A 26,160-nucleotide genomic window follows, 5' to 3' on the forward strand; every position below is an offset into this window, starting at 1 on the left:
GCGTTTCGGAAAGGGTGACGATGGCGGGTCCGATGGAGGGATTCCGGGTGATCGAACTCGGGGTGTGGGTGGCGGCACCGGCCGCCGGGGCGCTGCTGGCCGACTGGGGTGCCGACGTCGTCAAAATCGAACCGCCCTCGGGTGATCCGGCGAGAACCTTCGGTCGGATGCTCGGGCTGGATCCCGAGCTGGGTGTGGCGGCCAACCCGCCTTTCGAGATGGACAACCGGTCCAAGCGCAGCATCGTGCTCGACCTCGGCACCGATGAAGGTCGTGACACCGCCCTCGAATTGCTTTCCGGCGCCGACGTTTTCCTGACCAACGTGCGCCCGGCGGCGTTGCGGCGGCTGCACCTGGACTTCGAGACCGTCGCGGCGCGCAATCCGCGCCTGGTGTACGGGCTGATCACCGGATACGGTCTCACCGGACCGGAGGCGGACCGGGCGGCCTACGACGTCGCCGCGTTCTGGGCCCGTGCCGGGTTGGCCGACCTGCTGACCCGACCCGGTGACACCCCGCCGTTCCAGCGGGGCGGCATGGGGGATCATTCCGCGGGGATGACGCTGGCGGCCGCGGTGTGCGCCGCGCTGCTGGCCCGAAACCGGACGGGCACCGGTCAACTCGTCACCACATCGCTGTACCGGCAGGGCGCCTATACGGTCAGCTTCGACCTCAACACCGTGCTGATGAGCGGTCAACAGATCGCGATCGGCCAGCGCGAGTCGATGGCCAACCCGTGCATGAACAACTACACCGCCGGTGACGGGAAACGCTTCTGGATCGTCGGGCTGCAAGCCGACCGGCACTGGCCCGCGCTGTGCCGGGCGGTGGGCCGTGAGGACTGGCTGACCGATACGCGCTTCGCCACCGCGCGTGACCGGTACGTCAACGCCCGTGCGCTGATCGCCGATCTCGACGCCCTCTTCGCCGGCCGGCCGATGGACCACTGGGCCGCGCGGTTCGACGATGAGCCCGATCTGTTCTGGTCACCGATCAACAGCCCCGACGACGTCCTCGCCGACGAGCAGTTCCATGCTGCCGGAGGCATCGTCGATGTGCCCGACGGAATCTCGTCGGTGCCCATGGTGGCCAGCCCGGCCGACTTCTCGGCCACCCCGTGGCAGCCGCGTATGGTCGCCCCGGCTCTCGGTGCCCACACCGAGGAGATCATGGCCGAGCTACACCGCGGTCAGGAACGTTGAGCGTTGATGGACGAGAGCAGTTCGTCGAGTTGCTCTCGGGTCACCTTGCCCGCCGAGAACGCGATCATCCGTCCGATCGGCACCGACTCCAGCATCCGCAGCAGGTTGCTGCCGAGGGGCGAGTCCGCGCCGACCGGGGAGGCTGTACCCAGTGCGGTCAGGATGGTCTGGGCCGCAACAGGGTCGGCGAGGAGTTCACCCAGGGTTGATTCCCGGGTGAACGGACGCGCCGGTTCATCGCCCTCGAGAGTCACCGTCGCGTTCAGTCGAAGATCACGGCTTGACGCGCCGACACTGACCACATACTCGCCGGGCTCCACCACCCATGCTTCGGCATCGGAGTGCCAGAACGCGAGATCGCTTCGGCCGATGGGAATCTCGACAGCACCCGCGGCGCCCGCATCGACGGTGACACCGGCGAATCCGGCGAGCCAACGGACCGGTCTGCCGACACCGGAGGTGGGCAACCCGACATAGGCCTGTACCACCTCACGGCCGGACCGCTCACCGACGTTGGTCACGGTGAGTCGGACAGATATGCCGTCGTCGGTAGCAGAGAGAGTCAGGCCGGAGTAGTCGAAGCGGGTGTAGGACAGGCCGTGACCGAACGGGAATGCCACCGGGATATCCCTCGTGTCATACCAGCGGTAACCGACGAACATCCGCTCGCCGTAGATGGTGTGGCCGGATTCAGACGGGAAGTTCAGGTAGGCCGGGGAATCCTGCAGTCGCAGTGGCACCGTCTCGGCCAGCCGGCCCGACGGGTTGACGACACCGAACAGCACGTCCGCCAGTGCACCACCGCCGGCCTGACCGAGCAGCGCCCCGTCCACGATGGCCGGCGCCAAGGCTGCGACGGTGTCGAGGCGCACCACGCCGCCATGAGCCAGCACCACCACGGTGCGGGGCTGGGCCGCGACGACCGCGCGCAGCAGTTCGATCTGGTCGGCCGGCAGGTCGATGTGTTCGCGGTCATAGCCCTCGGACTCTTCCTCGGCCGTCAGCCCGAGGAACAGTACTGCGGTATCGGCGGATTCCGCATCGGCCACCGCCGCGCCGATGTCCGTGCCAGGGCAGTAGGTGACCGGATGTACGCCGGCGAGGCGACGGATCTCGTCCAGTGGAACGTCGAGCCGGGTGGGGGTGACATGCGAGCTGCCTCCGCCCTGAAACCTCGGCTCTTGGGCGAAACCGCCGATGACCGCCACCGCCGACGGTGCCAGGGGCAACAGGCCGCCGTCATTCTTCAGCAGCACGATGGCCCGCCGGGCTGCCTCACGTGCCAGCTCGTGATGAGCGTCGACATCGAAACCTTCTGCATCACCGCTGGTTCGGGTGACCCGCTGGGTCAGGCGGGCGACTCGTGCGGCCGCGCCGGACACGACGTCCGGCCCCAACCGTCCGGCCCGTACCGCACGCACCACCTCGGCGTCGGAAACCTCGCCCGTGGACGGCATCTCCAGATCCAGGCCCGCGGCCACCGCGGCAACCCGATCGGCCACCGCACCCCAATCGCTGACGACCGCGCCGTCGAAGCCCCATTCCTCCCGCAGCAGCGTGGTGAGCAGCCACCTGTTCTCGGCGGCGTACACCCCGTTGATCCGGTTGTAGGAACACATCACGGTCCAGGGTCTGCCCTGGCGCACCGCGATTTCGAAGGTCCGCAGATAGATCTCGCGTAACGTGCGCATGTCGACGTCGGAACTGGCCCGCATCCGGTCGTGCGTTGTTGACCGCGAAATGCTTGAGCGACGCACCGACGCCGCGACTCTGCACCCCGCGTATCCAGGCCGCACCGAGCAGTCCCGACAGCAGCGGATCCTCCGAGTAGTACTCGAAATTGCGGCCGCAGCGCGGGTCGCGTTTGATGTTGACGCCCGGGCCGAGCAGTACGTGCACGCCGAGTGCGCGAGACTCGTCACCGAGTGCCGCACCGACGTGTTCGACGAGATCGGGATCCCAGGTCTGACTGAGGGCGACCGCGGGGGGAAAGCAGGTCGCCGGCTCGCTGCCGGAGATGCCCAGATGGTCTGCGGCGCTACCGGATTGTTTGCGCACGCCGTGTGGCCCGTCGGTCAGCACGATCGACGGGATCGGGCCGACGGCCTTGGTGGTCCAGAAACTCGCGCCGCTGCCCAGTGCGGCCTGTTCGGACACATCAAGCCCGGCCACGAGATCAGCGGCGAGATCAGCGGCGTCCGTCACCGGGCCCAGGGTAGCCCCGGATCAGGGAATCCCTGGTCATTGCGGGTATTTCACCCGCGCTGCATGGCGCAGTTGCGGCAGGAAATCGTCGGCGTCGTCGCTACGCACCAGGTAGTGGCTGACCGCCACCCGCACCGCGGTGGCCGCCGCGATGTCGGAATCGGATCCGGTTGTCAGCCGTTGCAGGCGTTCCCGCATCAGCGGAATCACCTGGGCGAGCCGCCTGATGACGTGTTCGGGCTCGATGTCGACCATCCGCAGGCCCGGGTAGGACTGCTGATACTCGACGACCGTGCGCAACGCCGCATCCAGGTGCTCATCTTCGGGTAGGTCGGCGGCGGCCTGCGCGACGGAACGTTCGTAGAACTTGCGTTCCCACACCACGAACGCGTCGAGCAGTTCTTGTTTGGAGGCGAACCAGCGGTAGAGGGTGGGCCGTGACACTCCGGCGTGCAGCGCCACCTCGGACAGGCTGAGCTTGGTCATCCCGTTGGCGCCGAGCACCTCGGCGGTGGCGGCCAAGATGCGCCCACGGGTGGTGCTCTCGTCGTCGGCGGATGTGGTTTCCCCCATGCACCCAGCTTTACAAACTATCGGCGAACTGTCACGCTAATTCGTGGCGCGACACGGTCGTCGGACGCCGGTGCAGGAGGGAATCCCCGTGACAGTTGCCAGCTCGCCGCAGGCGCGCGAATACAGCCCGGTCGACATCACGTCGCATGATTTCTGGAGCCGGACGTTCGCCGAACGTGACGAGAGGTTTGCACAGCTGCGGGCCGGCGAGGGGTTGAGTTGGCATCAACCGCTGCCGACCCTGTTCGATGTGGAAGAACCCGGCTTCTGGGCGCTGACGCGCCGGGCGGACATCCAGTTCGTCAGCCAGCACCCCGAGCTGTTCACCTCGACCCAGGGCGTCGCGCTCGATCCGATGCCGGCCGACGTCCAGAAGTTCGCCACGTTCTTCCTGATGATGGACCCGCCCGAGCACACCACGTATCGGCGCCTGATCAGCTCGGCGTTCACCCCGCGCAACGTGCGCCGCATCGAGGAGCAGATCCACGCCAACGCCGTGTCCGTCGTCGACGACCTGATCGGCGCCGGCGATGTCGACTTCGTCGAGGCCTGTTCGGCGCAACTGCCGATGCGGACGATCTCGGACATGCTGGGGGTGCCCACCGCCGATCAGCCGGCCCTGGCCAAGGCCGCCGAGAAGTTGTTCAGCATGAGCGATGACGAGTACTCGTCGCTCGAAGAGCGGGCCATGGCCACCATCAACGAGATCATGCTGATCTCGAACACCGGCATCGAGCTGGCGAAGTTCCGGCGCAGCAATCCCGGCGACGATCTGATGACCAGCATCGTCAACGCCGAGGTGGACGGACACTGCCTCAGCGACGAGGAGATCGGCGCGTTCCTGATCCTGTTGGCCTCGGCCGGAAACGACACCACCAAGCAGACTACGACCCACGCGATGATGGCGCTGGCCGCCAATCCCGACCAACGAGATTGGCTGCTGGAGGATTTCGACAACCGCATCGGTTTGGCCACCGAGGAATTCGTACGCTGGGCGACACCGGTCATCCAGTTCGCCCGGCACGCCACCCAGGATGTCGAGGTGGCGGGTCAACGGATCAGCGCCGGGGACAAGGTGGGCCTGTTCTACTGCTCGGCCAACCGCGACGAGTCGGTGTTCACCGACCCGCAGCGGTTCGACATCAGCCGCTCACCCAATCCGCAGATCGGGTTCGGCGGCGGTGGTCCGCACTTCTGTCTGGGCAACCAACTGGCCAAGACCGAACTGCGACATCTGTTCCGCGAGTTGTTGACCCGGCTCAAGACGGTCGAATTCGGTGAGCCTGAACTGCTCTACAGCTCCTTCGTGCACGGCATCAAGCGCGTGCCCGCACATATTCGGTAACTGGCCGTCGGGCGACGGCACGCGCCCAGGCAGCTGTACGTCGAACGTGAGCTTGTTGTCGATCTTTTCGTGAATCCTCGGCAACAACCTCACGTTCGAGGAGCTATTTGCGGGGCCGTACCAGCACCGCCTGCTGGATCGCGCCCACCGCGCCGGACTGGTCGAACAACGTCCCCACCGTGGTGCCGATGCCGTCGGGCCCGTAGTTGGTGTCGGCCCGGATGCCGATCCACTCCCCGTCGGGCACCCGATGGATGTGCACCACCAGATCGGTGTTGAGAAACGTCCACTCACGGATGTCGATCTTCGACCCGATGCCGTTGGCGTCGTCGGCGACCGCGAACAGCCGCTGCAACGGTGTGATCGGCTCACCCTTGACCACATCGACCGTCGGCTTCAGCCAGGACTCGCCGGGGCCGGGAGCCTGAGGCACGGTGAGCCAACGCCAATCGACGCTGTGCACATAGTTGGGTTCCCAGTTCTTGGCCATGTCGCGGCTCTCGGCCTGCTCCAGCGGCGGCAGTGGTTGCACACCGGAATGCGCGACGGCAGAGGTGTCCATCTGCAGCATCCGCCAACCACTGGCCCGCGCCACGACCCGGCGCGCGCCGTCGGGCCCGGGCGCCAGCATCTCGGCGTTGACGAGCTCGATCTGCTTGCCCGGCCGTTCCACTTGGGCCCGCACCCACAGATCACCTTCGGACGGCACCCCGCCCATCAGGTCGATGGCCACCCGGCTCAGCCGGGTGTCGTCGCGGTGTGCACACCGCTCGAGGGCGCGCACGAGCAGCGCCGACACCGGTGCGCCGTGCTGAATCGAGGCCGACCAGGTGCCTCTGGCCATGGCGGTGGCAGTGAATCGTTCCCAGCACTTCTCGTCGATCTGATCTTCGTCGATCAGCTCGTAGTAAGAGTCAGACATGTTTACCGTTCAGTGGTGATGGTGGTGTGCGTCGTGATCGCCGGGCGCGGGCGTTTCGACCATCACGGCGTCCACTCGCGACAGCTTGGTGCCGATCAGCCGTTCCGGGTAGGCGTCGGTGGTGGTGACCAGAAACAGGGTGCGCCCCTCGACGCCGCCGAGGGCACAGGCGATCGCGGTGCGGCCGTCGGCGTCGATGCGGTCGGTGACCGCCGAGCCGTCGGGTGCGAACCGCTGGAACTGATGTGCCAGGGTCAGTGCGGCCCACACCCCGCCCTCGACGTCGATCGCGAGGCCGTCCGGCGGCCCGTCGAGGCCGTCGACGAACACGCGCCGGTCGGTCAGGGCGCCGTCGGCGCCGATGGTGAAGGCGCTGAGCCGTCGCGCGGTGGACTCCGCGACGATCAGGGTTTTCCCGTCCGGGGTGATCACCATGCCGTTGGGGAAGTCGAGGTTGTCGGCGACCACGTGCGCGCTGCCGTCGAGGTCGATGCGCACGATCACCCCGTCGGTGCGGGCCTGCGAACCGACATACGCCCGACCGTGCTCGTCAAGGACCATGTCACCGAGGTCGGCAGGAACGAGATCGCCGAGGTCAACCAACAGTTCGACGGTGTCGCCGTCATACCGCAGCACCTGGCGGCCCCGGGTGGACACGATCAACAGCGTGCCGTCCGGCCGAAAACCCAGACCGGACGGGGAATGTCCGGGCACGCTCAGCGTCGTCATGGCCCCCGACAGGGTGACCGTGTGAACGGCTTCGCCCAGCATGTCGGAGAACCACAGCAGACCTTCGAACCAGCGTGGGCCCTCGCCGAAACAGAAGCCATGTGCGAGTTCGGTTGTCCCGGCCTCTTCGGTTCCCGCCGTCATGTTCCCGCGCCTTTACAAAACACGCCACAAGTGTCACGCTCGCAGGGTGTCACTGTCAACCACCGGAGTCCGGTAGATGAAGAAGTTCTACGGCCACACGCTGCTGTATCTGCACGAGACCATCGATCTCGGTTCGGGCCGTACAGATCAGTTCACCCAGATGTTCGGTGAGGTCTACCAGCCGATGATGGCGGAGCTTGGCGCCCGGCTGTTCGCGATCTGGGAAACCACTCCTTACAACGGGCATTGGCCGCAGGTGACGATCATCTGGGAGATCGACGCTTTCGCCGACTATGCACGCCTGGGCAAGGCACAAGCCGCCGGCGGCAGTCACGAGAAGCCCGCTTTGCAGTGGGCTGCATACCTGTCCGAGATCGGCGCCCGCGGAGAGGGCCGAATCATGTACGCCGGCAAGTACAACCGCACGCTCGCCCAGCTGCAGGAGGCGAAGTTCGGTGCCGGCCTGGTGATTCAGGAGATCATGGAGACCAAACCCGGCCGCCAGGATGACTACATCCGGGAACTGGAACGGTTGTACGTGCCATGGTCGGAGAGCACCGGCAAGCGTTGGCTGGGGTCGTTCATCACCACGTTCCGGTTCAACGAGGTGATCCACTACTGGGCACTCGACGACGACTGGGACTGCTTCGAGAATCACTATCCGTCGTGGAAAGGCAACCCGCCCGCGGAGATCGTCACCTGGATGAGTGTGGCTCCCGCGCTGCGCGACGGTTGGGAGGATTCGATCCTCGCGGCCCTGCCGCCCTCGCCGCTGAAGTAGGTCTGCCATGAATCGACCTGTGCTGCAACATTTCACCTACGATCCGTTCGATCCCGACGTGATGGCAAACCCCCTGCCGTACTACCGGATCCTGCGTGACGAGTACCCCGTGTACTACATCGACAAGTGGGACACCTACGCGTTGTCCCGGTTCGAGGACATCTGGGAGATGCTTGGCGTCAACGACGGAACCTTCGTGGCATCCGAAGGGACCCTTCCCGCGGCGAACGTGTTGGCGCACCGCAACGACGGACCTGTGCCGGATCCGCCTTTGCATCCCATGCCCTTTCACGCCAACTTCGACTCGCCGCTCTACGAGAATGTGCGCAAATGTACGTCCGCCCAATTCCGGATCAGGACCGTACCCAAACTGGCTGATCGGATCCGGACGCTGGCCAACGAACGGCTCGACGAGTTGCTCCCACGCGGCACGTTCGACCTCACCCAGGACTACGGCGGCATCGTGGCGGCCGCCATGGTGTGTGACTTCGTCGGGCTGCCGGTCGATCTCGCCCCCGATGTGCTGGCGACGGTCAATGCGGGCAGTCTCGCGCAGCCCGGGGAGGGTGTCGAGGTGGGCAACGCCCGGCCCGGCTACCTGTCCTATCTCACCCCGATCATCGAGCGCCGTCGTGCCGAGGGGCCCGACGGCAGCGTGCCGATCGCCGATGCCCTGATCGACTTTCGGCTTCCCGACGGTTCGGCGTTCGGCGACATGGAGGCCGCCGTGCAGATGCTCGGCGTGTTCATCGGTGGTACCGAGACAGTACCGAAGATCACCGCGACCGGGCTGTGGCAGTTGCTGCGCCACCCTGACCAATTGGCCGCGGTGCGTTCGGATCTCGACGGTAACGTGCCGATCGCCCGCGAGGAGATCATCCGGCACAGCGCGCCGGCGCAGTGGTTCGCCCGCACCGTGCGGCGGCCGTACACAGTGCACGGCACCACCATCAATCCAGGCCAGCGGGTCATCACCCTGTTGGCCTCGGCCGCCCGCGACGAACGGGAGTACGACAATCCGGACGACTTCGTGTGGAACCGGCCGATCGAACGATTGTTGTCGTTCGGCCACGGACAGCACTTCTGCCTCGGTGTGCACGTGGCCCGGTTGGAGATCACGATCATGATCCAGGAGTTCCTCAAACGCGTGCCGGAGTACCACATCGACGAAGCCGCGGCATCCCGGCCGCCGTCGAGTTTTCAGTGGGGTTGGAACAACATCCCCGTGGAGGTGTGACATGTGGTGTTACCGCCTCGTGGCACCGTTCACGTTCGAACGCTCCGACATCGCCGAGCCCGCACCCGAATCGCTGTCCGAGGGCCAAGTGCTGCTCGACTTCCTGGCTGCCGGGATCTGCGGCAGCGATCTACCCGGATTCAAAGGCACCCAGGGCAAGCTTCCGGGCGACACCGGCCCCTGCGCGGCGGAGATGAACGGTTTTCCGATCCACGAGATCGTCGGTGAGGTCTTGGCCAGCCGCCATCCCGATCATCGGACGGGGGAGCGGGTGGTCGGCTGGGCCTCGGGCTTCGACGGTCTGATGGGACGGGTGGTCGCCGACGGCGCCGGCCTGGTGACGTACGAGTCCGCACTCACCCCCGAACTCGCGGTGGGGTTGCAGCCGCTGGCCTGCGTGCTCTACGCCATGGAACAGCTGCCCGATGTCACGGGCCGCCACGTCGCGGTCGTCGGGCAGGGATCGATCGGCCTGTTGTTCTCCTATGTGGCAAAGGCTTTGGGGGCTGCCCGGGTCACCGGCGTGGACCCGCTGGACCGCGCCGCGATCGGCCCGCGGTTCGGGGTCGACGACGTGGTCCGTGCCACCAGCGACCGCTGGGTCAGGCATCTCGGCGCCGACGACAAGGCAGACATCGTCATCGAGACCGTCGGACATCAGGTCGCCACGCTCAACCACGCGCTGGAGGCCGCCGCGTTCGGCGGCACGGTGTTCTACTTCGGAGTGCCCGACGATGACAGCTATCCGATCAGCATGCGCACCATGCTGCGTAACAACCTGACTCTGAAATCCGGTGTCACCCTGGACCGCCGGCGCGTGTTGCGCCGGGCCGACGCGTTCGCCCGCGAACATCCCGACCTGCTGCCCAGCTACGTGACGCACACTTTCGGCATCGGCGAGGTGCCGGCCGCATTCGAGTTCGCCTGCCGTCCGATGCCCGAGCGCGTCAAGATCGCGATCACCCGATGAGCCCCAGCAGATTACAGCTGGCCTTCTCCGCCCAACCTCAGGTCTGGGGCGGCTGGGTGGTCGGACCGACGATCCTCGGGCCCGAGGAGTTCGCGGCGGCGGGTTACCACTACGTCGGATTCGACGTCCAGCACGGCTACCTCGACGACGCCGATGTGGCGCTGCTGCTGCGCCGGTTGGAACACGTGCCGATCGCCACGGCGGTGCGGCTGCCGTCGGCCGATCCGGCGCCGATCGGCCGCGTGCTCGACGCGGGTGCCGACGCGGTGATCGTCGCGATGGTGGAATCGGCCGAGCAGGCCGCGGCGGCGGTCGCGGCCACCAGATACGCTCCGGCCGGGGTGCGCAGCTTCGGGCCGTTACGCGCCGGGCTGGGATACGACATCGCCGAACTGGAATCCCGGGTGAGTGTGTTTGCGATGATCGAGACGGCCGCCGGCCTGGCCGCCGCCGAGGAGATTTGTGCGGTTCCCGGCCTCACCGGTATCTACGTCGGACCGGCAGACCTGGCCATCTCGATGGGATACCAGCTTTCTGACGCCTGGACCCATCCTGATGTGCGCGCGTCGATGGTCGCCATCAAGGAGACCGCCCAGGCGGCCGGCTTGGTCACTGGTATCCATGCCGGGGCAGGAACGATCGGAAAGGCGATGGCCGACTTGGGGTTCCAGATGATCACTCTGGCCTCGGAGTCGCAGGCCCTGCGCCGCGGTGCCACCGAGCACCTGCACGACGCCATCGGAGAGAACCACGATGAACCGGAACAAAGGGGATATCAGTGAGCGCAACCAATCGGGTTGCCCTGGTGACCGGCGCTGCCCGTGGCCAAGGTGCGGCCATCGTGCGACGCCTACTGGCCGACGGTTATCGGGTGACCGCGACCGATCTGCTGTTCGACGAACTGGCCGACGGCACAGCCGAATTCGGTGACCGGGTGCTGGCGGCAGCCCTCGACGTCACCTCGGCAGAGCAGTGGCAGACCGCGGTACGAGCCACCGTGGAATGCTTCGGCGGACTCAACGCCCTGGTCAACAACGCCGGCGTGTTGCATCGGGCCTCGATCGCCGAGGAGACTCCGGAAGGATTCGAGGGTTCGTGGCGGGTCAACTGTCTGGGGCCGTTCCTCGGCTTGCAGGCTGCCCTTGAGCCGTTGCGACGCGCCGACGGTGCCGCGGTGGTGAACACATGCAGCACCGGTGCCGTCCGCCCGTTCCCGCACCATGCCGCCTACGGTTCGTCGAAATGGGCTCTGCGAGGGCTCACACAGCTGTCCGCTGCCGAGCTGAGCCGGGACGGTATCCGGGTCAACGCCGTGTTCCCGGGGCCCGTCGAGACGCCGATGCTCGACGAGGGGACCCAGGCCCGGCTGGCCGAGCGAGCCACTTTGGGCCGGCTGGGCAAACCGACCGAGATCGCCGACGCGGTGGCGTTTCTGCTGTCCGATCAGGCGTCGTTCATCACCGGCTCCGAGTTGCTCGTCGACGGCGGCCAATGTTTGCAGATCGGATGAGGCGAATGGCCAACGCACCCTCAGTGGGCATCATCGGCGCCGGGCCCGGCGGGCTGGCGCTCGGAATCTTCCTGAAAAAGGCGGGTTTCGGCGATTTCACCATCTTCGACCGCGAGGACGGGGTCGGCGGCACCTGGCGGATCAACACGTATCCGGGCCTGGCCTGCGACGTGAAATCACACCTGTACTCCTACTCGTTCGACCTGAACGCCGAGTGGAGCCGGATGTGGGCGGGCCAACCGGAGATCCTCGAGTACTTCGAGCGGTGCGCCGAGCGGTACGGGTTGGGCCCGCATCTGCAGCTGAACACCGAGATCACCGCGGCACGATGGGACGCCGACGCCGGCAACTGGGTGCTGACCACCGCCGCCGGCGCACAGCATCGCTTCGACATCGTGGTGTCGGCAATCGGCCTGTTCACCCAGCCGCTGGAGCCTGACCTCCTCCAGGAGGAACCCTTCACCGGGACCCTCATGCACACCGCCAACTGGGATCACGGCGTCGAGCTCGACGGCGCCCGAGTGGCTGTGCTCGGTACCGGATCGACTGCCTCCCAAGTGGTTCCGGAACTGGCCAAGGTTGCCGACAAGGTGTACTCGGTGCAACGTTCGGCGACCTGGGTGCTGCCGAAGCCGGACCGGCCCTACACCGACCGGGAACGCTGGCTGTTCGCCCACATCCCGTTCGCCAAGAAGATCTACCGGACCCGGCTGTGGCTGCGCAGCGAATCCAACATCGCGGTGATCGAGAACGGCAGCGACAAGACCCAGGAATTCAAGGCGGTCGCGCTGAATCTTCTCGAATCGGCGGTCGCCGACGAGGAATTGCGGGCTCGGCTCACTCCAGACCATCCACTGGGTTGCAAGCGCCTGGTGTTCTCACCGGACTTCATCCAGACCCTGACCCGGCCCAACGTCGAGGTGGTGTCGAGCCCGGCGCGGGCATTGCGGGCCAGAACGCTGGTCACCGCGGACGGCCGGGAACTCGACGTCGACGTGGTGGTGTGCGCCACCGGTTACGCCGCAGCCGATTACCTCGGCCAGATCGACGTGACGGGGGAGGGCGGGGCGTCACTGCACGACAGCTGGAGTGACGGAGCGTTCGCCTACCTGGGGATGACCGTTCCCGGGTTCCCGAATTTCTTCATGCTCTACGGCCCCAACACCAATGTCGGGTCGAACAGCGTCATCTTCATCCTGGAGGCCCAGGCCCGGTACGTGGTTCGGGCCCTCAAACACCTTCGGCGCAAACGCAAGTCGTATGTGTCGGTGCGGCCCGAGGCGATGGCGGCGTTCCTGGCCGACATCGACCGCTGGATGCAGGGCACGGTGTGGCTCACCCGGTGCAGCAGCTATTTCCGGGCGCCCAGCGGCCGCGTCGTCACGCAGTGGCCGCGCAGTGCGCGTGCGTTCTGGGCGATGACGCGACGGTTCCGCCCCGCCGACTACACCTTCGACCCGCCGGCCATCGAACCGGACGCGGTCAGCGCAGTCGCCGATCGAACGGGCAGGTGACGGTGTCGTGGCGGGCGCGCCTGGACCCCGCGCTACGCGGCTTCGCCGAGGCACGCACCGACCTGTCCGCCGACACATTGGGGGCGGTACGCGCGTCGCTGGATCAGCGTCGCCGCGAGGCCGCTCAGGTGTTGGACGCGCCAGGGGTGGAGATCATCGGGGGCCGCGTCACGCTCGGTCGTCGCACCATCGCGGTACGTATCTATCGGGGTGGGCCGTCGCCCGCCCCGGCCGTGGTCTACTGCCATTCCGGCGCCTTCGTGCTGGGCAATCTCGACACCGATCAGATCCAATGCGTGGAGTTGGCGCGCCGAGCCCGCTGCACCGTGATCGCGATGGACTACCGGTTGGCGCCGGAGGCCCCCTACCCGGCCGCTTTCGACGACGCCATGGTGGTGCTCAACTGGGCGGTCGCGATGGCCGCCGAACTCGACATCGACGCCGACCGGATCGCCGTGGCCGGCAGCAGTGCCGGTGGCGCACTGGCCGCGATGCTGGCCCAGCACTCCGCGGCCGGCTCGGCACCGCCGGTGGTGTTCCAGGCCTTACACCAACCGGTGCTCGACAACCGGCGCACCGGATCGAAGGAGGAATTCGCCGACAGCCCGGGGTTCGACGGACCGGCCACCGCGGCGATGTGGCGGCACTACTCGGATGGTCGCGACGTCCCCGAGGCCGCGGTCCCGGCCCGGACCGACGGGCTGGCCGGTGTGGCGCCGGCGCTCATCACGTGCTCGGAGCTCGATCCACTGCGTGACGAGGCGTTGGATTACGCGCGCAGCCTGCTGAGGCAGCAAGTTGCCACAGAACTCCATCTGTTCGCCGGAACCTGCCACGGCTTCGATTCGCTGCTCCCCGAGTGGGAGGTCAGCCAACAACTATTCGCCCTGCAGGGCGCGGCGTTGCGCCGTGCCCTGCACGGCTGAGCCGGTAGCTGACCGTCTCACCGTGTGCGCGCCGGTGGTTGTCGGCAATGTTGTGGGCAATAATGCAGGTCTGTGGTAAGGGCAACCGCGGGCAAGTGAGCGATTGAGAGGTGGCTATGTCGGCCGACGACGACCGGCTCACGTACTCGAGAGACCCCAAACACGCTCGGGGCACGCTGGACTACGGCGGTCTCGACGCGCTCCTGGGTGGTCCGGTGGCGGCACTGCCCAGCGGCCGGTCCCGGCCCGACGACGCCCGGGTCTCGACCCCGCCGATCGTTCTCACCTCGAATTTCGCCGTCCCCGGTGAATCCGAGATCACCGCCAAGCTGCCGCCGGTGAGCCCGCGTCGTCCCATCGCCCCGCCGGCCAACGCCTCGCCGACTGCCGGTAACTGGATTCTGGAGCAGCCGGTCCCCGCGGCCGCGGCCGACGAGCTGCGCGCGATCGACAACCTGGCCCGCGTCGGCGTGCGTTCGGCCGTCAAGATGCAACCCCGTCGCGGCTGGCGCCGCGCGGTCTACGTCACCACGCGTCTCAACCTCGGGCTCTCCCGCGACGAACTCTACGAGCTCGATCTGTACGCCCGGGTGCGTCGCACGGCGCGAGAGTCCTACCAGATCGGCGTCTTCGGGTTGAAGGGCGGCGTGGGAAAGACCGCGGTCACCGTGGCCCTCGGATCGGTGCTCAGCGCGGTGCGCGGCGATCGCATCCTGGCGTTGGACGCCGACCCGGCCAGCGGCAATCTCGCTGATCGGGTCGGGCGGCAGTCCGCGGCGACCGTGAGCGACCTGCTGGCGGCCAAGGACCTGTCGCGCTACAACGATGTCCGCGCCTACACCAGCATGAACGAGTCCAAGCTGGAAGTGCTGGCCGGTGACGAATACAGCCGGGCCGGCCGGGCATTCAACGATGCGGACTGGAACTCTGCCACCGCCGCGGTCTCCAAGCACTACAACCTGGTTCTCGCCGACTGCGCCGCCGACATGTTCGCCCCGGCGGCCCGCGGCGTGCTGGCGACGGTGTCCGGTGCGGTGATCGTGGCCAGCGCCTCCATCGACGGAGCCCGCCAAGCGGCGGTGACCATGGACTGGCTGCGGCAGAACGGCCATCAGAATCTGCTGAACCGCTCCTGCATCGTCATCAATCACGTGGGGCCGCGCAAACCCAACGTGAACACCGGTGACCTGGTGCACCAATTCCAGAAGCACGTGGCCCCGGGCCGGGTGGTGGTGCTGCCGTGGGACAAGCACATCGCCGCAGGCACCGACATCCAGTTCGACCTGCTGCGACCGGCCTTCCGGCGCCGCATCCTGGAGCTGGCCGCCGCCCTTTCCGACGATTTCGAGGGCGGCGTTCCACTCATCTGAGCGCGAGTTCTCGCGCCACCGCGGCGTGATACTTGTCGATGTTCGCCGGGTTGACCACCCGGAACAGCGCATCCGGCAGCGGACTGTCCTTGTATGCCTCGATGGTCATCGTGCGGCTGAAGAGCGTGACATCGTTGCCCGGCCGGGTGAACTGGTACTGCACGGTGATCCGGCCGTCCATGCCGCCCTTGCCATCCCGGTCATGCCCCAGCCGGCCCACCGAGTTGAACACCCACAGGCGTGGCCGCATCGCCATCGCCAGGTGCCACGTGTAGATCTGGCCTCCGTCGGGACCGGCCTCGGTCCAGGTGTCACCGACCTGCAGCGGCAATCGTTCGGGCAGGCCGCCGATGTGGGCGCTGCCCGGATAGGTCTTGACCCAGTTCGCCGGGTTGGTGACGAAATCGTAGATCTCCTCGGCGGATTGGGTGAACGCCGTCTCGGAGCTGGTGGTCACGATTCCCAATGGTGTTCGCTCTCTTCGGTATTGGAGGTTGTGGGGGTATTGCAGATTGTGCCGTTCACAGGTCGCATCCGCACGCCGCCGCGTTCCCCGGGGCGGGAAGCTCGGCGAGCACGTCCACCCGTGCGGCATCGAAGCTGAAGAATCCCTGGATCGGCAAGGATTCCGGCGGGGTGTCGGGGTAACTCCATGCCACGTCGGCGATGACGGAGTCGCCGATCACCGCCGACCAGTAGCTGGCCGTGCCCTTGTAGTTGCAGTACGACGTGGTCCGGCTGGGCTGCAGCAGGTCGGTGCGGACGCGGGCCGGGTCGACGTAGAGACGGGGCTCCAACGCGGTCTCGAAGACGATCACCGTGTCGTCGGTGTCGACCAGGATCGTGTCGTTGGCGGTCACCCGCAGGCTGCGCCGCGTCGGTCGGCAATCGATCCGGTGATACGGGTTGGGCGGATAGTGCACGAGCTTCCGGCCTTCTTCGAACCAGGCGTCGACGGCGTTCCAGGGCACCGACACGTATCCCGGAGCCTCGGGTACCGGCTCGTGCGGGAGATCGCCGACCTCGTCGCCGGGGAACGCATAGCTGAGCGGATGGCCGGCCCGGTGCACCATCAGGGCGTGCTCGGTGTCGAGTTCGACAGTCTCGGCGCGGAAGGCTTGGATACGGCGTGGGTGGGGCTCGATGTACACGGAGGCCTCGGCCAGCGGGGGAGTGAACCAACCGGCCGGTTGGGCACTCAAGGGCCCGCGTCCGGCAACGAGACTCATTGCGGCACCTCCACTTTGGTCGATCCGCTGGACGCGGGCGTGCGGGCGGGGACGCCCTGACCACCTCCGGTTCGGTAATCGGCGCGTCAAGATAGAAGCTTTACAGATTATCTTGAGAATGTCACGCTGTTAGGTGAGGCGGACGACACCGCAACAACCCTCGAGACGTAACGGCCGATCAGGCCTCTGGACCCGGAATGGATGCCTTATGTCCCCACAGCCAGAAATGTCCGTGCCGTTGTCCGAGGCGCCCGCGGCCGGCAAGCCAGCCCCCGTCGGTTCGCTCATCGTGCCGATCACGCGGCGGCGGGTATGGCCGGAGCGGGCCGTGCGCTACGAGCTCACCGTGGTGGCCGCAGAGTTGGCCCCGATGGTGAGCGGCATCGGTGGATGGTTGTTCGACCGGGCCATGGCAGGATGGCGGGTCGGCGTGGCGACCGGGCCCGGTGACGGCGCGGATGCCGAAGATGCCGCCGGCCGGCGGGCGCTGGGCATCCTCGGTGTGAAAGCGATTGATCCCGAGTCGCTCTCACGATCGGCAGCGGGCGACGACGAGGCGGTCGCGATGACCGCGATCAGCGTCGACCGCCTCGAATCCGATGACCTGGTGCGCGACCTCGCCGACGCGGTGATCTTCGGGTGCCGGGCCCCTGATGGCCTCACCGGGCAGCTGCACCAGGTGCACTATCGGCCGAGCGCTGCCGCGTTGGCGTTCAAGGCGCACGCCGCCGCGGTGCTCGGATACCCCCGGCCGATCGGCACGGTCGAGACCATGTTTCGGTACGGACGCCCCGCGGGCCTACTGGATTCCGATCTGGTCCCGGTGTGTTGACGACCGGGCAGGCGTCGGTCGCCGGTCTGCTCGACGTCTTCGACGTGAACCCGGCCGGGCCCGATCGATTCGTCGGCATCACCGGACCCGCAGGCGCCGACGGCAGGCAGGTGGCCAAAGGGGCACAAGCGCTGGGGCAGGCAATCGTGGCCACTGCAAAGCGGTTCCCGGACAAGGTGATTCGTTCGGCACACGCGGTCTTCACCAGGCCGGTGGTGATCGACTCCACCGTCGAACTGTCGGTCGACGTCGTGCACGAGGGCCGCTCGACCGCCACCGCCGTGGTCGCCGTGTGCCAGGATTCGCGGCGGTGCGCCACGGTGACGGTGTTGGCTGATGTACCCGGCGGTGAGGTGATCAACCACCACGCGATACGGCCCGATGTCGAGACCCCCGCCGACGCCTATCCGGGCGTTCCGGCCATGGACGGCCAAGAGTTGCGCCTCGTCGACATCGTCGACGTCAACAGCCCCGACGAAGTCGGGCCGCCCGAACTCCATGCCTGGCTGCGCTACGACCCGATCCCGCAGCGCGACGATCTCGCCAAGGCGCTGTTGGCGCATTTCACCGGGCAACTCGGCATCTCGACCACGATGCGGCCGCATTACGGGGTGGGTACCGCCCAGGCGCATGCGACGCTGTCGACGGCGCTGATGTCTGCAACGGTCACCTTCCACGACAGGGTGACGTGGGACGATTGGTTGCTCTACAGCCACGAGAGCACTGCGGCCGGCCAGGGCATGTCGTATGTCCGCGGACAGGTGCACACCGAGGACGGTGACCTGTTGGCCTCATTCACGCAGGAAGGGTTGATCCGCCCGATGCGCCCAGCCGATACGGCCATCGACGGCTCGGCCCGGTTGTAGGGCCGAGGGACGGGATGGGGCTAGCGAATCCAGCCGCGGCGGCGCAGCCACCAGTCGCGGCCGACGGCCACGACGATGAGGACTGCGAACGAGATGAGGAACCAGTCCTCGACATGCCCGACGTGGTTTCCACGCAGCATCACCAGCAGGAAGGCTGCCGACAGCAGGCCGCCGATGTGGATCACCCTGATGTTCAGGTGGGACCAGCCCCATGCTGCGGACGGCACGTCCTCGACGTCGACGCCGTTGTGTCGCTCCACCTCGGTGCTGGCCACGGGTTGCTCCTCAGGATCGAACTGGCTTCAGGCTGGCTTGCCGCCATTCTGGCATACGACGCTGTGTCGTATGCCGACCCCTGGCGCTCAGTTCAGACTGCGGTACCTCCGCAACGCCTCCAGGCGCTCCTCGGCGTGATCGACGATCGGCTCCGGATAGTCGGCCGGACGATCACGAGCGAGCTTGTGCACATTGGCCGTCGTGGCCAGTTCGGGTATCCAGCGCCGGACATACTCCCCGTCGGGATCGAACTTCTCGCCCTGCACAGTCGGATTGAACACCCGGAAGTACGGTGCGGCGTCCGTGCCACAGCCCGCTGCCCACTGCCAACCATGCTGGTTGCTGGCCAGATCTCCGTCCACCAGCTGATCGAGGAACCAGCGCGCCCCCCACTGCCACGGCAGGTGCAGGTCTTTGACCAGAAACGAGGCCACGATCATGCGCAGCCGGTTGTGCATGAACCCGGTCGTGGCGAGTTGGCGCATCCCGGCATCGACGATGGGAAAACCGGTCCGGCCGGTTTTCCAGGCCTCGAATACCTCTCGCGCCGAGACGTCGTCATCCACTTCGATGGCATCGAAGTCGCGGTTCCAGTTCTGCCATGCGCTCTCGGGCCAGTGGTAGAGCACCGCGGCATAGAAATCACGGAACGCCAGCTCCCGGAGATAGGCGTCATCACCGGAGCCGAGCTGCACAGCCATCGTCCGAGGATGGATGGTGCCGAATTTGAGGTGTGCCGACATACCGCTGGTGGCGTCGAGGTCGGGACGGTTACGGCCGGCGGGGTAGTCGGCCAGGCCGTCCGCCACGAACTGCGACCACTGCGACCGGGCCGCCTGCTCACCCGCACCGAACGGCAGATCGTCTCCGGCAGAAGGAATTTCAACGCAACCGAACAGCCCGGCCGGATCGATCCAGCGGGCCGAGTCGGGACCGGAATCCGCCGGGCGACGCCAACCGTGGCCGCGCCAGGCGCGAAAGAACGGGGTGAAGACCCGATACGGCGAGCCGTCGGATTTGGTGATGCGGCCCGGCGACACCAGATACGGCGATCCGGTGGCGTGCAGCGCGACGGTGCCGAGAGCCGCCCGTACGGCCTCATCGCGGCGTCGTCCGAACGGCGTGAAGTCCTCGGTGACATGCACCGCAGCCGCCCCGACCGCCCGGGCGAGATCGGGAATTCGTCGCTCGGGCCGGCCACGGGTCACCAGAAGTTTTCCGTCGAGATGCCCGGACAACGCGCCCAGCGCCCGGTACAGGTACTGCAGTCGCCGCGGACCGGCCGAAGCCTCCAGGCGCGGATCGAGCACGTAGCACGCCAGTACCTGACCATCGTGGCGCGCCGCCTCCAGCAGAGCGGGATGGTCGTGGCAACGCAGGTCGCGCCGAAACCACAGCAGTGTGGGCATATGTCCATGTTGCCCCGGTACGAACAGGTGCCCCGGTACCCATACAGAGAAGGGCTGGTAGATGCAGTTCTGGAGTGGCACGGCGTTCATGGACACCGCCGACGCGCTGGTGGTGGCACCGTTGCTCGACGAGGCCGGTTACCACGGCATGGTCTGTTCGGATCACATGATCTATCCACGCGAACTGTCTTCGCCCTACCCGGACTCGCCGACCGGCAGGCCGCCGTGGGCGCCGGAGACCGCCTGGCCCGACTCTTGGGTCCTGATCGGCGCGATGGCCGCGCTCACGCAGCGACTACGGTTCTCCAACGCCGTGTATGTGGCGCCGGCACGTCCACTGCTCGAGGTCGCCAAGCTGGTCGCCACGGCGGCGGTGATCTCGAACGGCCGGGTGGCCCTCGGAGTCGGCGTGGGGTGGATGCGCGAAGAGTTCGAGCTGATGGGCCAGGACTTCGACACCCGCGGGCGGCGGCTCGACGAGATGATCCCGGCGCTGCGTGAGCTGTGGCGCGGCGGTTGGGTGTCGTTCGAGGGGCGCTACTACCAGGTTCCCGAGATGACGATCGAACCTCATCCGCCGGCACCGGTGCCGATCCTGTGCGGCGGCGAATCCGAGGCGGCGTTGCGGCGGGCGGCGCGCGCCTGCGACGGTTGGATCGGCTACGCCTACACCTTGGAGCAGGCCACCCGCTACACGGACCGGCTGGCCGAGCTGCGCCGCGAGTTCGGGCGTGAGCACGAGCCGTTCGAGATCATCCTGGCCCTGCTGGATCCGCCGTCGCCGGATCTGTACAAGCGGGCCGAGGATCTCGGCGTCACCGCGGTGATGTGCGCGCCGTGGCTGGCGATGCCCAGCGGCGCCGCGGGAGCCGACCGCTTCCGCGGTCCCATCGAACAGTTCGCCGAGACGGTCATCGCGAAGATGCGGTAGAGCAACTTGCGCCGGATCAATATGATTTTGAAAACGCAAACAGAACAGGGGAGCGACGGTGAAGCGGACGGTGCGGGTCGGCCAGTCCGGTGCGGCCGGGCTGCTCATCGCCCTCGGTATCGGACTCGGCGCCTATAACGCCTGGTGGGTCGCTCTGCTGCTGTCGCTTCCAGTGATCGTCGGGGGAGTAGCGCTGATGCCCTGGCCATCACGCGTCTCCGAACTCGATCCGTTCGTCGAGCAGACGCTCGGTGAAATGGTGCCGGTGCGGGTCGACGCACTGACCCGCAGTAGCCTCGCCGAGGATGATCTGCAGCCGACGTTGGTGACTGCGACGATCAGCCCACCGCACGACACCGCCTATCAGGCGCGGTGGATCACCTCGATGTCGCGCGGTGACTTCCGGTCACTGACCGACAGTCCGAACACCGCGTTGCCACCCAAGTGGCTGCCGCCCCGCGAGCCGGCCCGCCCACCCGAGTTTCACGATCAACCTGGCAAATGGGTGGTCATCTATCCGGCGGTCACCATCGTGGTGGCGCTCACGGTGCTCTTCGGCGTCGGCGACGCCTGGCATATCTCATTCGACCGGCCCGCACCGCAGGCGCCTCGAGCTGACACCGCCCCGACGTCGAAGAGCATGAACCTCAATGCCCGCCGCGACGGCATGATCCGGGCGATCACCGAACAGTTCGGGCCTGCGGCGGCCAACAACCTGCTCAGCCTCCGGTTCACCGGCAGCGGGTCCGACTACGGCACGGTGCTCGACCCGACCAACGGCGACACCACGATCGTCTACGTCAACAACGGCGGGGATGCGTTCACCACGCCGTCGGCGCAGGTGCTGCGTAAGGACAGCACCTTCTCCGCGTCGGACGTCACCGCCACCGACCTCACCGCGATCGTCGAGAAGATGGGCCGCCAGCTCGATTCCGCCAGGCGGAACCTGGATTCCCTGGAGATCAAACGGTCGGCGCCCGGCGCGCCGGTGGTCCTCAGCGGCACGTTCGGCGGCAAGACGATCAATGCGCTTCCGGACGGCACCGTCGGTGAGATCTTCGACCCGGCAGATTTCGCCGTGTCGTTCCAGAAAGCTCGGGATGCGCTGGCGCTGGCCGGGATAGCGCCGTCAGACCGGGTGCTGACGAACTTCGAGATCCGCGGCACCCACCGGGCCACCCCGATCGCCCATGCCGGTGAACTGCAGACCCGCGGCGGAGTGCTGCTCGACTTCCAGACCGGGGACCGGTCCGGGCAGATCATCATCGTGCCGGGGGAGTTGCCGGAGGTCACCGACGAGTCGTATCACTCGGGCAGGCAGACCTTCGCTTTCGATGACATTTCCCGGGATGTCTTCGAATCCGTTCGCGCACAGGCGATGCAGCGTGGCGCACTCGAACCTTATGAACGTGAGGCCGTCGAGATCTGGATGACGGACCGGGAGATCGATCCGGCCCGGTTGGCGATCCGGATCGAACTCGCGGGCGTGGACGCCGCGACCGGCACGTACTCGATCTCCGGTGAGTTCCTCGCACCGGGCGCCACCTGAGCGATCAGCTGGAGCGGGCCGCCTCGATCGCCCGGCGGGTGACGCCTTCCAGTTGTGCCAGTTGGCCTTTCGGTGGGTGCAGAATGCCACGATCGACGAGTTTCGTGACGATTTCGCGAACCCGGCCGTAGTAGGTGGCCTGCTCGGCCGGTGTGGTGCTCGAGGCGGCGTGGTTGTAAAGCTTCAGTGCGGTGTCCATTTCGGTCCGGTCGGCCGGTTCGAGATAGGACGTGCCCACTTTCTTGCCGTGCGATTCGCACGCGATCCAGGCGCGGCGCAGTGTCACCACCGCTTGCTGGTAGGCGTCGGCCAGGCCCCGGTTTCCCGGATAGGCATCGGTGCGCAAAGCCTGCGCCTCATCGAGCGCGACGTGGAAGCTCTGAGTGGCCTCGACGGTCACATCGGTGACGGCGGGGTAGCGCAACAGCATCGCCGGGTCGAGTTCGTACGTGCCGTAGGCACCGAGAATGTCGTCGTGTCGCCGGGCAGCTTCGTCCCACAACCGCTTCGCCGCCTCGTCGGTGCCGGCGTCGGCGATCCGCGCGCCCGAGACCGGCGGCGGTGCGGGCGTCTGCGTGGCGGGAAGGGCGGCTTCCATCCGGTCCACGATCTCGCTCACCGCCGGATCTGATCCGACGACGGCGACCCGCCACTCGTCGTGACGGCCGTCGCCCCCCGCGAAGGTCAGCGTCAGGTAGTGCTGACCACGAATCGTCAGGCGCCGACCGTCGGTTGCCGTGTGCTCGGCCGGACCGGCCCGTTCTACCGACACCAGCGATGACAGCGGGTAGCTGACGATCTCGTGGTTTTCGTCGCCGAGATAGACGGTGTCGCCGTCGACGGTCACCAGTACCGCTTCAGGCGCACACATCCGTCGGTAGGCCACTGCGCCCAGTCCGAGGGTGACGAGCGCCGCCACGACGACGGCGGTGACGAGTCCGGAGACTCCGGTGTAGTTGAGGCCCACCAGCGCGATCAAGCCGGTCCCCAGCATCGCGCCGGCGGCGACGGCGGACATCCGATGCCGGCCGGTCAGATACTCGGTCCGAGCAGTTACGGGAACCACTTGTGCATTTTCGGCAGCAGTCATTCGCGAATCTGGTCCCTCGGTGTGGAGTTGTGGGAGTCGTCCCAGCATACGGTTGGGCGGCACACCCAACCGTCGCTGCAAGCAGCCCCGTGGCGCATTGGGTACGCCACGCGCGTGCGCGGCACAATGTAACGGTGAGCGACAAAAAGCGCGTGCTGATACTCGGCAGTACCGGATCCATCGGCACCCAGGCGCTCGAGGTCATCGCGGCCAACCCCGACCGGTTCGAGGTCGTCGGCCTGGCCGCCGGCGGCGGCAACCCCGAACTGCTCGCCGCCCAGCGCGCCGCCACCGGCGTCACCAATGTCGCCGTGGCCGACCTGGCCGCCGCCGACAAGGTCGGCGACGTGACCTATGCCGGCCCCGAGGCAGTCACCCGGCTGGTCGAGAACACCGAGGCCGATGTGGTGCTCAACGCGCTGGTTGGGGCATTGGGGCTGACGCCGACGCTGGCCGCCCTGGCCACCGGAGCCCGCCTGGCCCTGGCCAACAAGGAGTCGCTGGTGGCCGGCGGTCCGCTGGTGCTCAAGGCGGCCGCTCCCGGACAGATCGTCCCGGTGGACTCCGAGCACTCGGCGATGGCCCAGTGCCTGCGCGGCGGGGCGCCCGACGAGGTCGCGAAGATCGTGTTGACCGCCTCGGGCGGACCGTTCCTGGGCTGGTCGGCCACGGATCTGGAGTCGGTGACCCCGGAGCAGGCCGGCAAGCACCCGACCTGGTCGATGGGTCCGATGAACACCCTGAACTCGGCGACCTTGGTCAACAAGGGCCTGGAGCTGATCGAGACGCATCTGCTGTTCGGCATCGAGTACGACCGCATCGAGGTGGTGGTGCACCCGCAGTCCATCGTGCACTCGATGGCGACTTTCACCGACGGGTCGACGCTGGCCCAGGCCAGCCCGCCGGATATGAAGCTGCCGATCGCGTTGGCGCTGGGGTGGCCTGACCGGGTCCCCGGCGCGGCCCTGGCGTGCGACTTCACCACCGCCTCCACCTGGGAGTTCCTGCCGCTGGACAACGAGGTGTTCCCCGCGGTGCGCCTGGCGGCCGCGGCCGGAACCCGAGGCGGTTGTCTGACCGCGGTGTACAACGCGGCCAATGAGGAATCGGCAGAAGCGTTCCTTTCGGGCCGCATCCCGTTCCCGGCCATCGTCGACACCGTGGGTGAGGTGTTACACGCTGCCGACCAGTGGGCCGCCGAACCCGCTACCGTGGAAGACGTACTCGACGCGCAGCGCTGGGCCAGGGAAAAAGCACGGCACGCCATCGTTACGCGGTTCGAGAAGACATCCGTCAGAAAAGGGCTCGTCAGCAAATGATGTTCGCAATCGGTATCGCGCTGTTCGCGCTCGCCATCCTGATCTCGGTGGCGTTGCACGAATGCGGGCACATGTGGGTGGCGCGCGCCACCGGCATGAAGGTGCGCCGCTACTTCGTGGGCTTCGGTCCGACGTTGTGGTCGACCCGGCGCCCCAACCGGCTGGGTGAGACCGAGTACGGCATCAAGGCCGTCCCGTTGGGCGGGTTCTGCGATATCGCCGGTATGACCTCCGTCGACGAGATCGCGCCCGAGGACCGGCCCTACGCCATGTACAAGCAGAAGGTCTGGAAGCGCGTGGCGGTGCTGTTCGCCGGACCCGCGATGAACTTCGTCATCGGCCTGGTGCTGCTCTACGGCATCGCGATCACCTGGGGCCTGCCCAACATCACCCAGCCCACCACTGCCATCGTCGGCGAAACAGGTTGTGTGGCGCCGCAATTGAGCCTGGAGAAGATGGGTGAGTGCCAGGGTGCGGGCCCCGCGGCACAGGCCGGGATCCAGGCCGGTGACGAAATCGTCAAGGTGGGCGACACCGAGGTGTCCGACTTCGCCTCGATGGCGGCGGCGATCCGCAAACTCGACGGCCCGACGAACATCGAACTCAAGCGCGACGGCCAGACCATCAACACCGTCGTCGACGTCACTCAGACGCAGCGGTTCACCAGTGCCGACGCCGCGGAGCCGGCCACCGTCGGCGCGATCGGCGTCAGTGCGGTCGCGGCCCAGCCGCCCACCAAGTACAACGCGCTCACCGCGATCCCCGGGACCGTCTCGTTCACCGGCGACCTGGCTGTCGAGCTCGGTAAGTCCCTGGCCAAGATCCCCACCAAGATCGGTGCGCTGGTCGAGGCGATCGGCGGGGGAGAACGTGACAAGGAGACCCCGATCAGCGTGGTCGGCGCCAGCATCATCGGCGGCGAGACGGTCGAGGCCGGACTGTGGGTCGCGTTCTGGTTCTTCCTGGCGCAGCTGAACTTCGTGCTCGGTGCGATCAACCTCGTGCCCCTGCTGCCCTTCGACGGCGGCCACATCGCGGTGGCCACATACGAGAAGATCCGCAACATGTTCCGCGCCGCCCGCGGAAAGGTGGCCGGCGCACCGGTCAACTACCTCAAACTCATGCCGGCCACATACGTGGTCCTGTTGGTCGTTGTCAGCTACATGCTGCTGACCGTCACCGCAGACCTGGTCAACCCACTCAGCATCTTCCAATAGGAGAACCCGTGACT

24 protein-coding genes and 1 pseudogene are annotated in these 26,160 nt (G+C 67.0%); 16 read left to right on the forward strand and 9 right to left on the reverse strand.

Annotated elements, in window-relative coordinates; translation table 11 throughout:
* Positions 1–20 precede the first annotated feature (20 nt).
* A complete protein-coding gene (locus A5740_RS13015) occupies positions 21–1,202 on the forward strand; it encodes a CaiB/BaiF CoA-transferase family protein (RefSeq protein WP_076194603.1) in 1,182 nt (393 codons plus the stop codon).
* On the opposite strand, the pseudogene A5740_RS13020 reads toward A5740_RS13015, so the two are convergent.
* Positions 1,190–3,407, reverse strand: a pseudogene (locus A5740_RS13020) (glycoside hydrolase family 3 C-terminal domain-containing protein). The gene A5740_RS13015 and the pseudogene A5740_RS13020 overlap by 13 nt on opposite strands.
* A gap of 36 nt (positions 3,408–3,443) precedes the next feature.
* Positions 3,444–3,980, reverse strand: a complete 537-nt coding sequence (locus A5740_RS13025) for a TetR/AcrR family transcriptional regulator (RefSeq protein ID WP_076194605.1) — start codon at positions 3,978–3,980, stop codon at positions 3,444–3,446.
* Positions 3,981–4,068: 88 nt separating this feature from the next.
* Here A5740_RS13025 and A5740_RS13030 point away from each other — a divergent pair, with 88 nt between their 5' ends.
* Positions 4,069–5,325, forward strand: coding sequence for a cytochrome P450 (locus tag A5740_RS13030; protein WP_076194606.1), 1,257 nt, complete (start codon positions 4,069–4,071; stop codon positions 5,323–5,325).
* A 103-nt stretch (positions 5,326–5,428) separates the two neighbouring features.
* Here A5740_RS13030 and A5740_RS13035 read toward each other — a convergent pair whose 3' ends face one another.
* Positions 5,429–6,247, reverse strand: coding sequence for a thioesterase family protein (locus A5740_RS13035; protein WP_076194608.1), 819 nt, complete (start codon positions 6,245–6,247; stop codon positions 5,429–5,431).
* Positions 6,248–6,256: 9 nt separating this feature from the next.
* Positions 6,257–7,120: an SMP-30/gluconolactonase/LRE family protein gene (locus A5740_RS13040; protein WP_076194610.1), complete on the reverse strand. Its 864-nt coding sequence runs from the start codon at positions 7,118–7,120 to the stop codon at positions 6,257–6,259.
* A 76-nt stretch (positions 7,121–7,196) separates the two neighbouring features.
* On the opposite strand from A5740_RS13040, the gene A5740_RS13045 reads away from it, so the two are divergent.
* From A5740_RS13045 to A5740_RS13080, 8 genes are all read left to right on the forward strand, one after another.
* Positions 7,197–7,901 (forward strand): NIPSNAP family protein, encoded by a 705-nt coding sequence (locus A5740_RS13045; protein ID WP_076194611.1) that lies wholly within the window; start codon positions 7,197–7,199, stop codon positions 7,899–7,901.
* Between the two features lie 7 nt (positions 7,902–7,908).
* Positions 7,909–9,138: a cytochrome P450 gene (locus tag A5740_RS13050; RefSeq protein WP_076194613.1), complete on the forward strand. Its 1,230-nt coding sequence runs from the start codon at positions 7,909–7,911 to the stop codon at positions 9,136–9,138.
* Between the two features lies 1 nt (position 9,139).
* Positions 9,140–10,108: a zinc-binding dehydrogenase gene (locus A5740_RS13055; protein ID WP_076194614.1), complete on the forward strand. Its 969-nt coding sequence runs from the start codon at positions 9,140–9,142 to the stop codon at positions 10,106–10,108.
* Positions 10,105–10,890 carry an HpcH/HpaI aldolase/citrate lyase family protein gene (locus tag A5740_RS13060; protein WP_076194616.1) on the forward strand — a complete coding sequence of 262 codons (786 nt, stop codon included), beginning with the start codon at positions 10,105–10,107 and terminating at the stop codon, positions 10,888–10,890. The genes A5740_RS13055 and A5740_RS13060 overlap by 4 nt, the downstream gene beginning before the upstream one ends.
* The gene (locus A5740_RS13065; protein ID WP_076194617.1) at positions 10,887–11,618 is read left to right on the forward strand and encodes an SDR family NAD(P)-dependent oxidoreductase; all 732 of its coding nucleotides are present in this window, start codon (positions 10,887–10,889) and stop codon (positions 11,616–11,618) included. The genes A5740_RS13060 and A5740_RS13065 overlap by 4 nt, the downstream gene beginning before the upstream one ends.
* Positions 11,600–13,132, forward strand: coding sequence for an NAD(P)/FAD-dependent oxidoreductase (locus A5740_RS13070; protein ID WP_076194619.1), 1,533 nt, complete (start codon positions 11,600–11,602; stop codon positions 13,130–13,132). The genes A5740_RS13065 and A5740_RS13070 overlap by 19 nt, the downstream gene beginning before the upstream one ends.
* The gene (locus A5740_RS13075) at positions 13,129–14,058 is read left to right on the forward strand and encodes an alpha/beta hydrolase (protein WP_076194620.1); all 930 of its coding nucleotides are present in this window, start codon (positions 13,129–13,131) and stop codon (positions 14,056–14,058) included. The genes A5740_RS13070 and A5740_RS13075 overlap by 4 nt, the downstream gene beginning before the upstream one ends.
* A 116-nt stretch (positions 14,059–14,174) precedes the next feature.
* Entirely contained in the window at positions 14,175–15,428 is a 1,254-nt protein-coding gene (locus A5740_RS13080; RefSeq protein WP_076194622.1) for a MinD/ParA family protein, read from the forward strand.
* On the opposite strand, the gene A5740_RS13085 is transcribed toward A5740_RS13080, so the two are convergent.
* Positions 15,421–15,894, reverse strand: coding sequence for a polyketide cyclase (locus A5740_RS13085; RefSeq protein ID WP_076194624.1), 474 nt, complete (start codon positions 15,892–15,894; stop codon positions 15,421–15,423). The two genes, A5740_RS13080 and A5740_RS13085, sit on opposite strands and share 8 nt — an antisense overlap.
* A 55-nt stretch (positions 15,895–15,949) precedes the next feature.
* Positions 15,950–16,657: a DUF427 domain-containing protein gene (locus A5740_RS13090; protein ID WP_076194626.1), complete on the reverse strand. Its 708-nt coding sequence runs from the start codon at positions 16,655–16,657 to the stop codon at positions 15,950–15,952.
* Between the two features lie 208 nt (positions 16,658–16,865).
* Between A5740_RS13090 and A5740_RS13095 the strand changes: the two genes are divergently transcribed.
* A complete protein-coding gene (locus A5740_RS13095) occupies positions 16,866–17,489 on the forward strand; it encodes a hypothetical protein (RefSeq protein ID WP_139335099.1) in 624 nt (207 codons plus the stop codon).
* Positions 17,483–18,355 carry an acyl-CoA thioesterase II gene (locus A5740_RS13100; protein ID WP_076194628.1) on the forward strand — a complete coding sequence of 291 codons (873 nt, stop codon included), beginning with the start codon at positions 17,483–17,485 and terminating at the stop codon, positions 18,353–18,355. The genes A5740_RS13095 and A5740_RS13100 overlap by 7 nt, the downstream gene beginning before the upstream one ends.
* A gap of 20 nt (positions 18,356–18,375) precedes the next feature.
* Here the strand turns inward: A5740_RS13100 and A5740_RS13105 are convergent, their stop codons facing one another.
* Together A5740_RS13105 and A5740_RS13110 are read right to left on the reverse strand one after the other, a co-directional pair.
* Positions 18,376–18,630 carry a DUF2631 domain-containing protein gene (locus A5740_RS13105; RefSeq protein WP_076194629.1) on the reverse strand — a complete coding sequence of 85 codons (255 nt, stop codon included), beginning with the start codon at positions 18,628–18,630 and terminating at the stop codon, positions 18,376–18,378.
* An 87-nt stretch (positions 18,631–18,717) separates the two neighbouring features.
* On the reverse strand, positions 18,718–20,040 hold the full coding sequence (locus tag A5740_RS13110; RefSeq protein WP_076194631.1) for a deoxyribodipyrimidine photo-lyase: 1,323 nt from the start codon (positions 20,038–20,040) through the stop codon (positions 18,718–18,720).
* 61 nt (positions 20,041–20,101) lie between these two features.
* Between A5740_RS13110 and A5740_RS13115 the strand changes: the two genes are divergently transcribed.
* Both A5740_RS13115 and A5740_RS13120 read left to right on the forward strand, forming a co-directional pair.
* On the forward strand, positions 20,102–20,971 hold the full coding sequence (locus tag A5740_RS13115) for a TIGR03619 family F420-dependent LLM class oxidoreductase (RefSeq protein ID WP_076194633.1): 870 nt from the start codon (positions 20,102–20,104) through the stop codon (positions 20,969–20,971).
* A 58-nt stretch (positions 20,972–21,029) separates the two neighbouring features.
* Positions 21,030–22,520, forward strand: coding sequence for a hypothetical protein (locus A5740_RS13120; protein ID WP_175616233.1), 1,491 nt, complete (start codon positions 21,030–21,032; stop codon positions 22,518–22,520).
* A 4-nt stretch (positions 22,521–22,524) separates the two neighbouring features.
* On the opposite strand, the gene A5740_RS13125 is transcribed toward A5740_RS13120, so the two are convergent.
* Positions 22,525–23,439 (reverse strand): hypothetical protein, encoded by a 915-nt coding sequence (locus tag A5740_RS13125; protein ID WP_175616238.1) that lies wholly within the window; start codon positions 23,437–23,439, stop codon positions 22,525–22,527.
* 305 nt (positions 23,440–23,744) lie between these two features.
* Between A5740_RS13125 and dxr the strand changes: the two genes are divergently transcribed.
* Both dxr and A5740_RS13135 read left to right on the forward strand, forming a co-directional pair.
* Positions 23,745–24,929 carry a 1-deoxy-D-xylulose-5-phosphate reductoisomerase gene (gene dxr / locus A5740_RS13130; protein WP_076194637.1) on the forward strand — a complete coding sequence of 395 codons (1,185 nt, stop codon included), beginning with the start codon at positions 23,745–23,747 and terminating at the stop codon, positions 24,927–24,929.
* Positions 24,926–26,146: an RIP metalloprotease gene (locus A5740_RS13135; RefSeq protein WP_076194639.1), complete on the forward strand. Its 1,221-nt coding sequence runs from the start codon at positions 24,926–24,928 to the stop codon at positions 26,144–26,146. The genes dxr and A5740_RS13135 overlap by 4 nt, the downstream gene beginning before the upstream one ends.
* Positions 26,147–26,160 lie beyond the last annotated feature (14 nt).

The organism is Mycobacterium sp. GA-1841, assembly GCF_001954135.1.
Taxonomy (GTDB): Bacteria; Actinomycetota; Actinomycetes; order Mycobacteriales; family Mycobacteriaceae; genus Mycobacterium.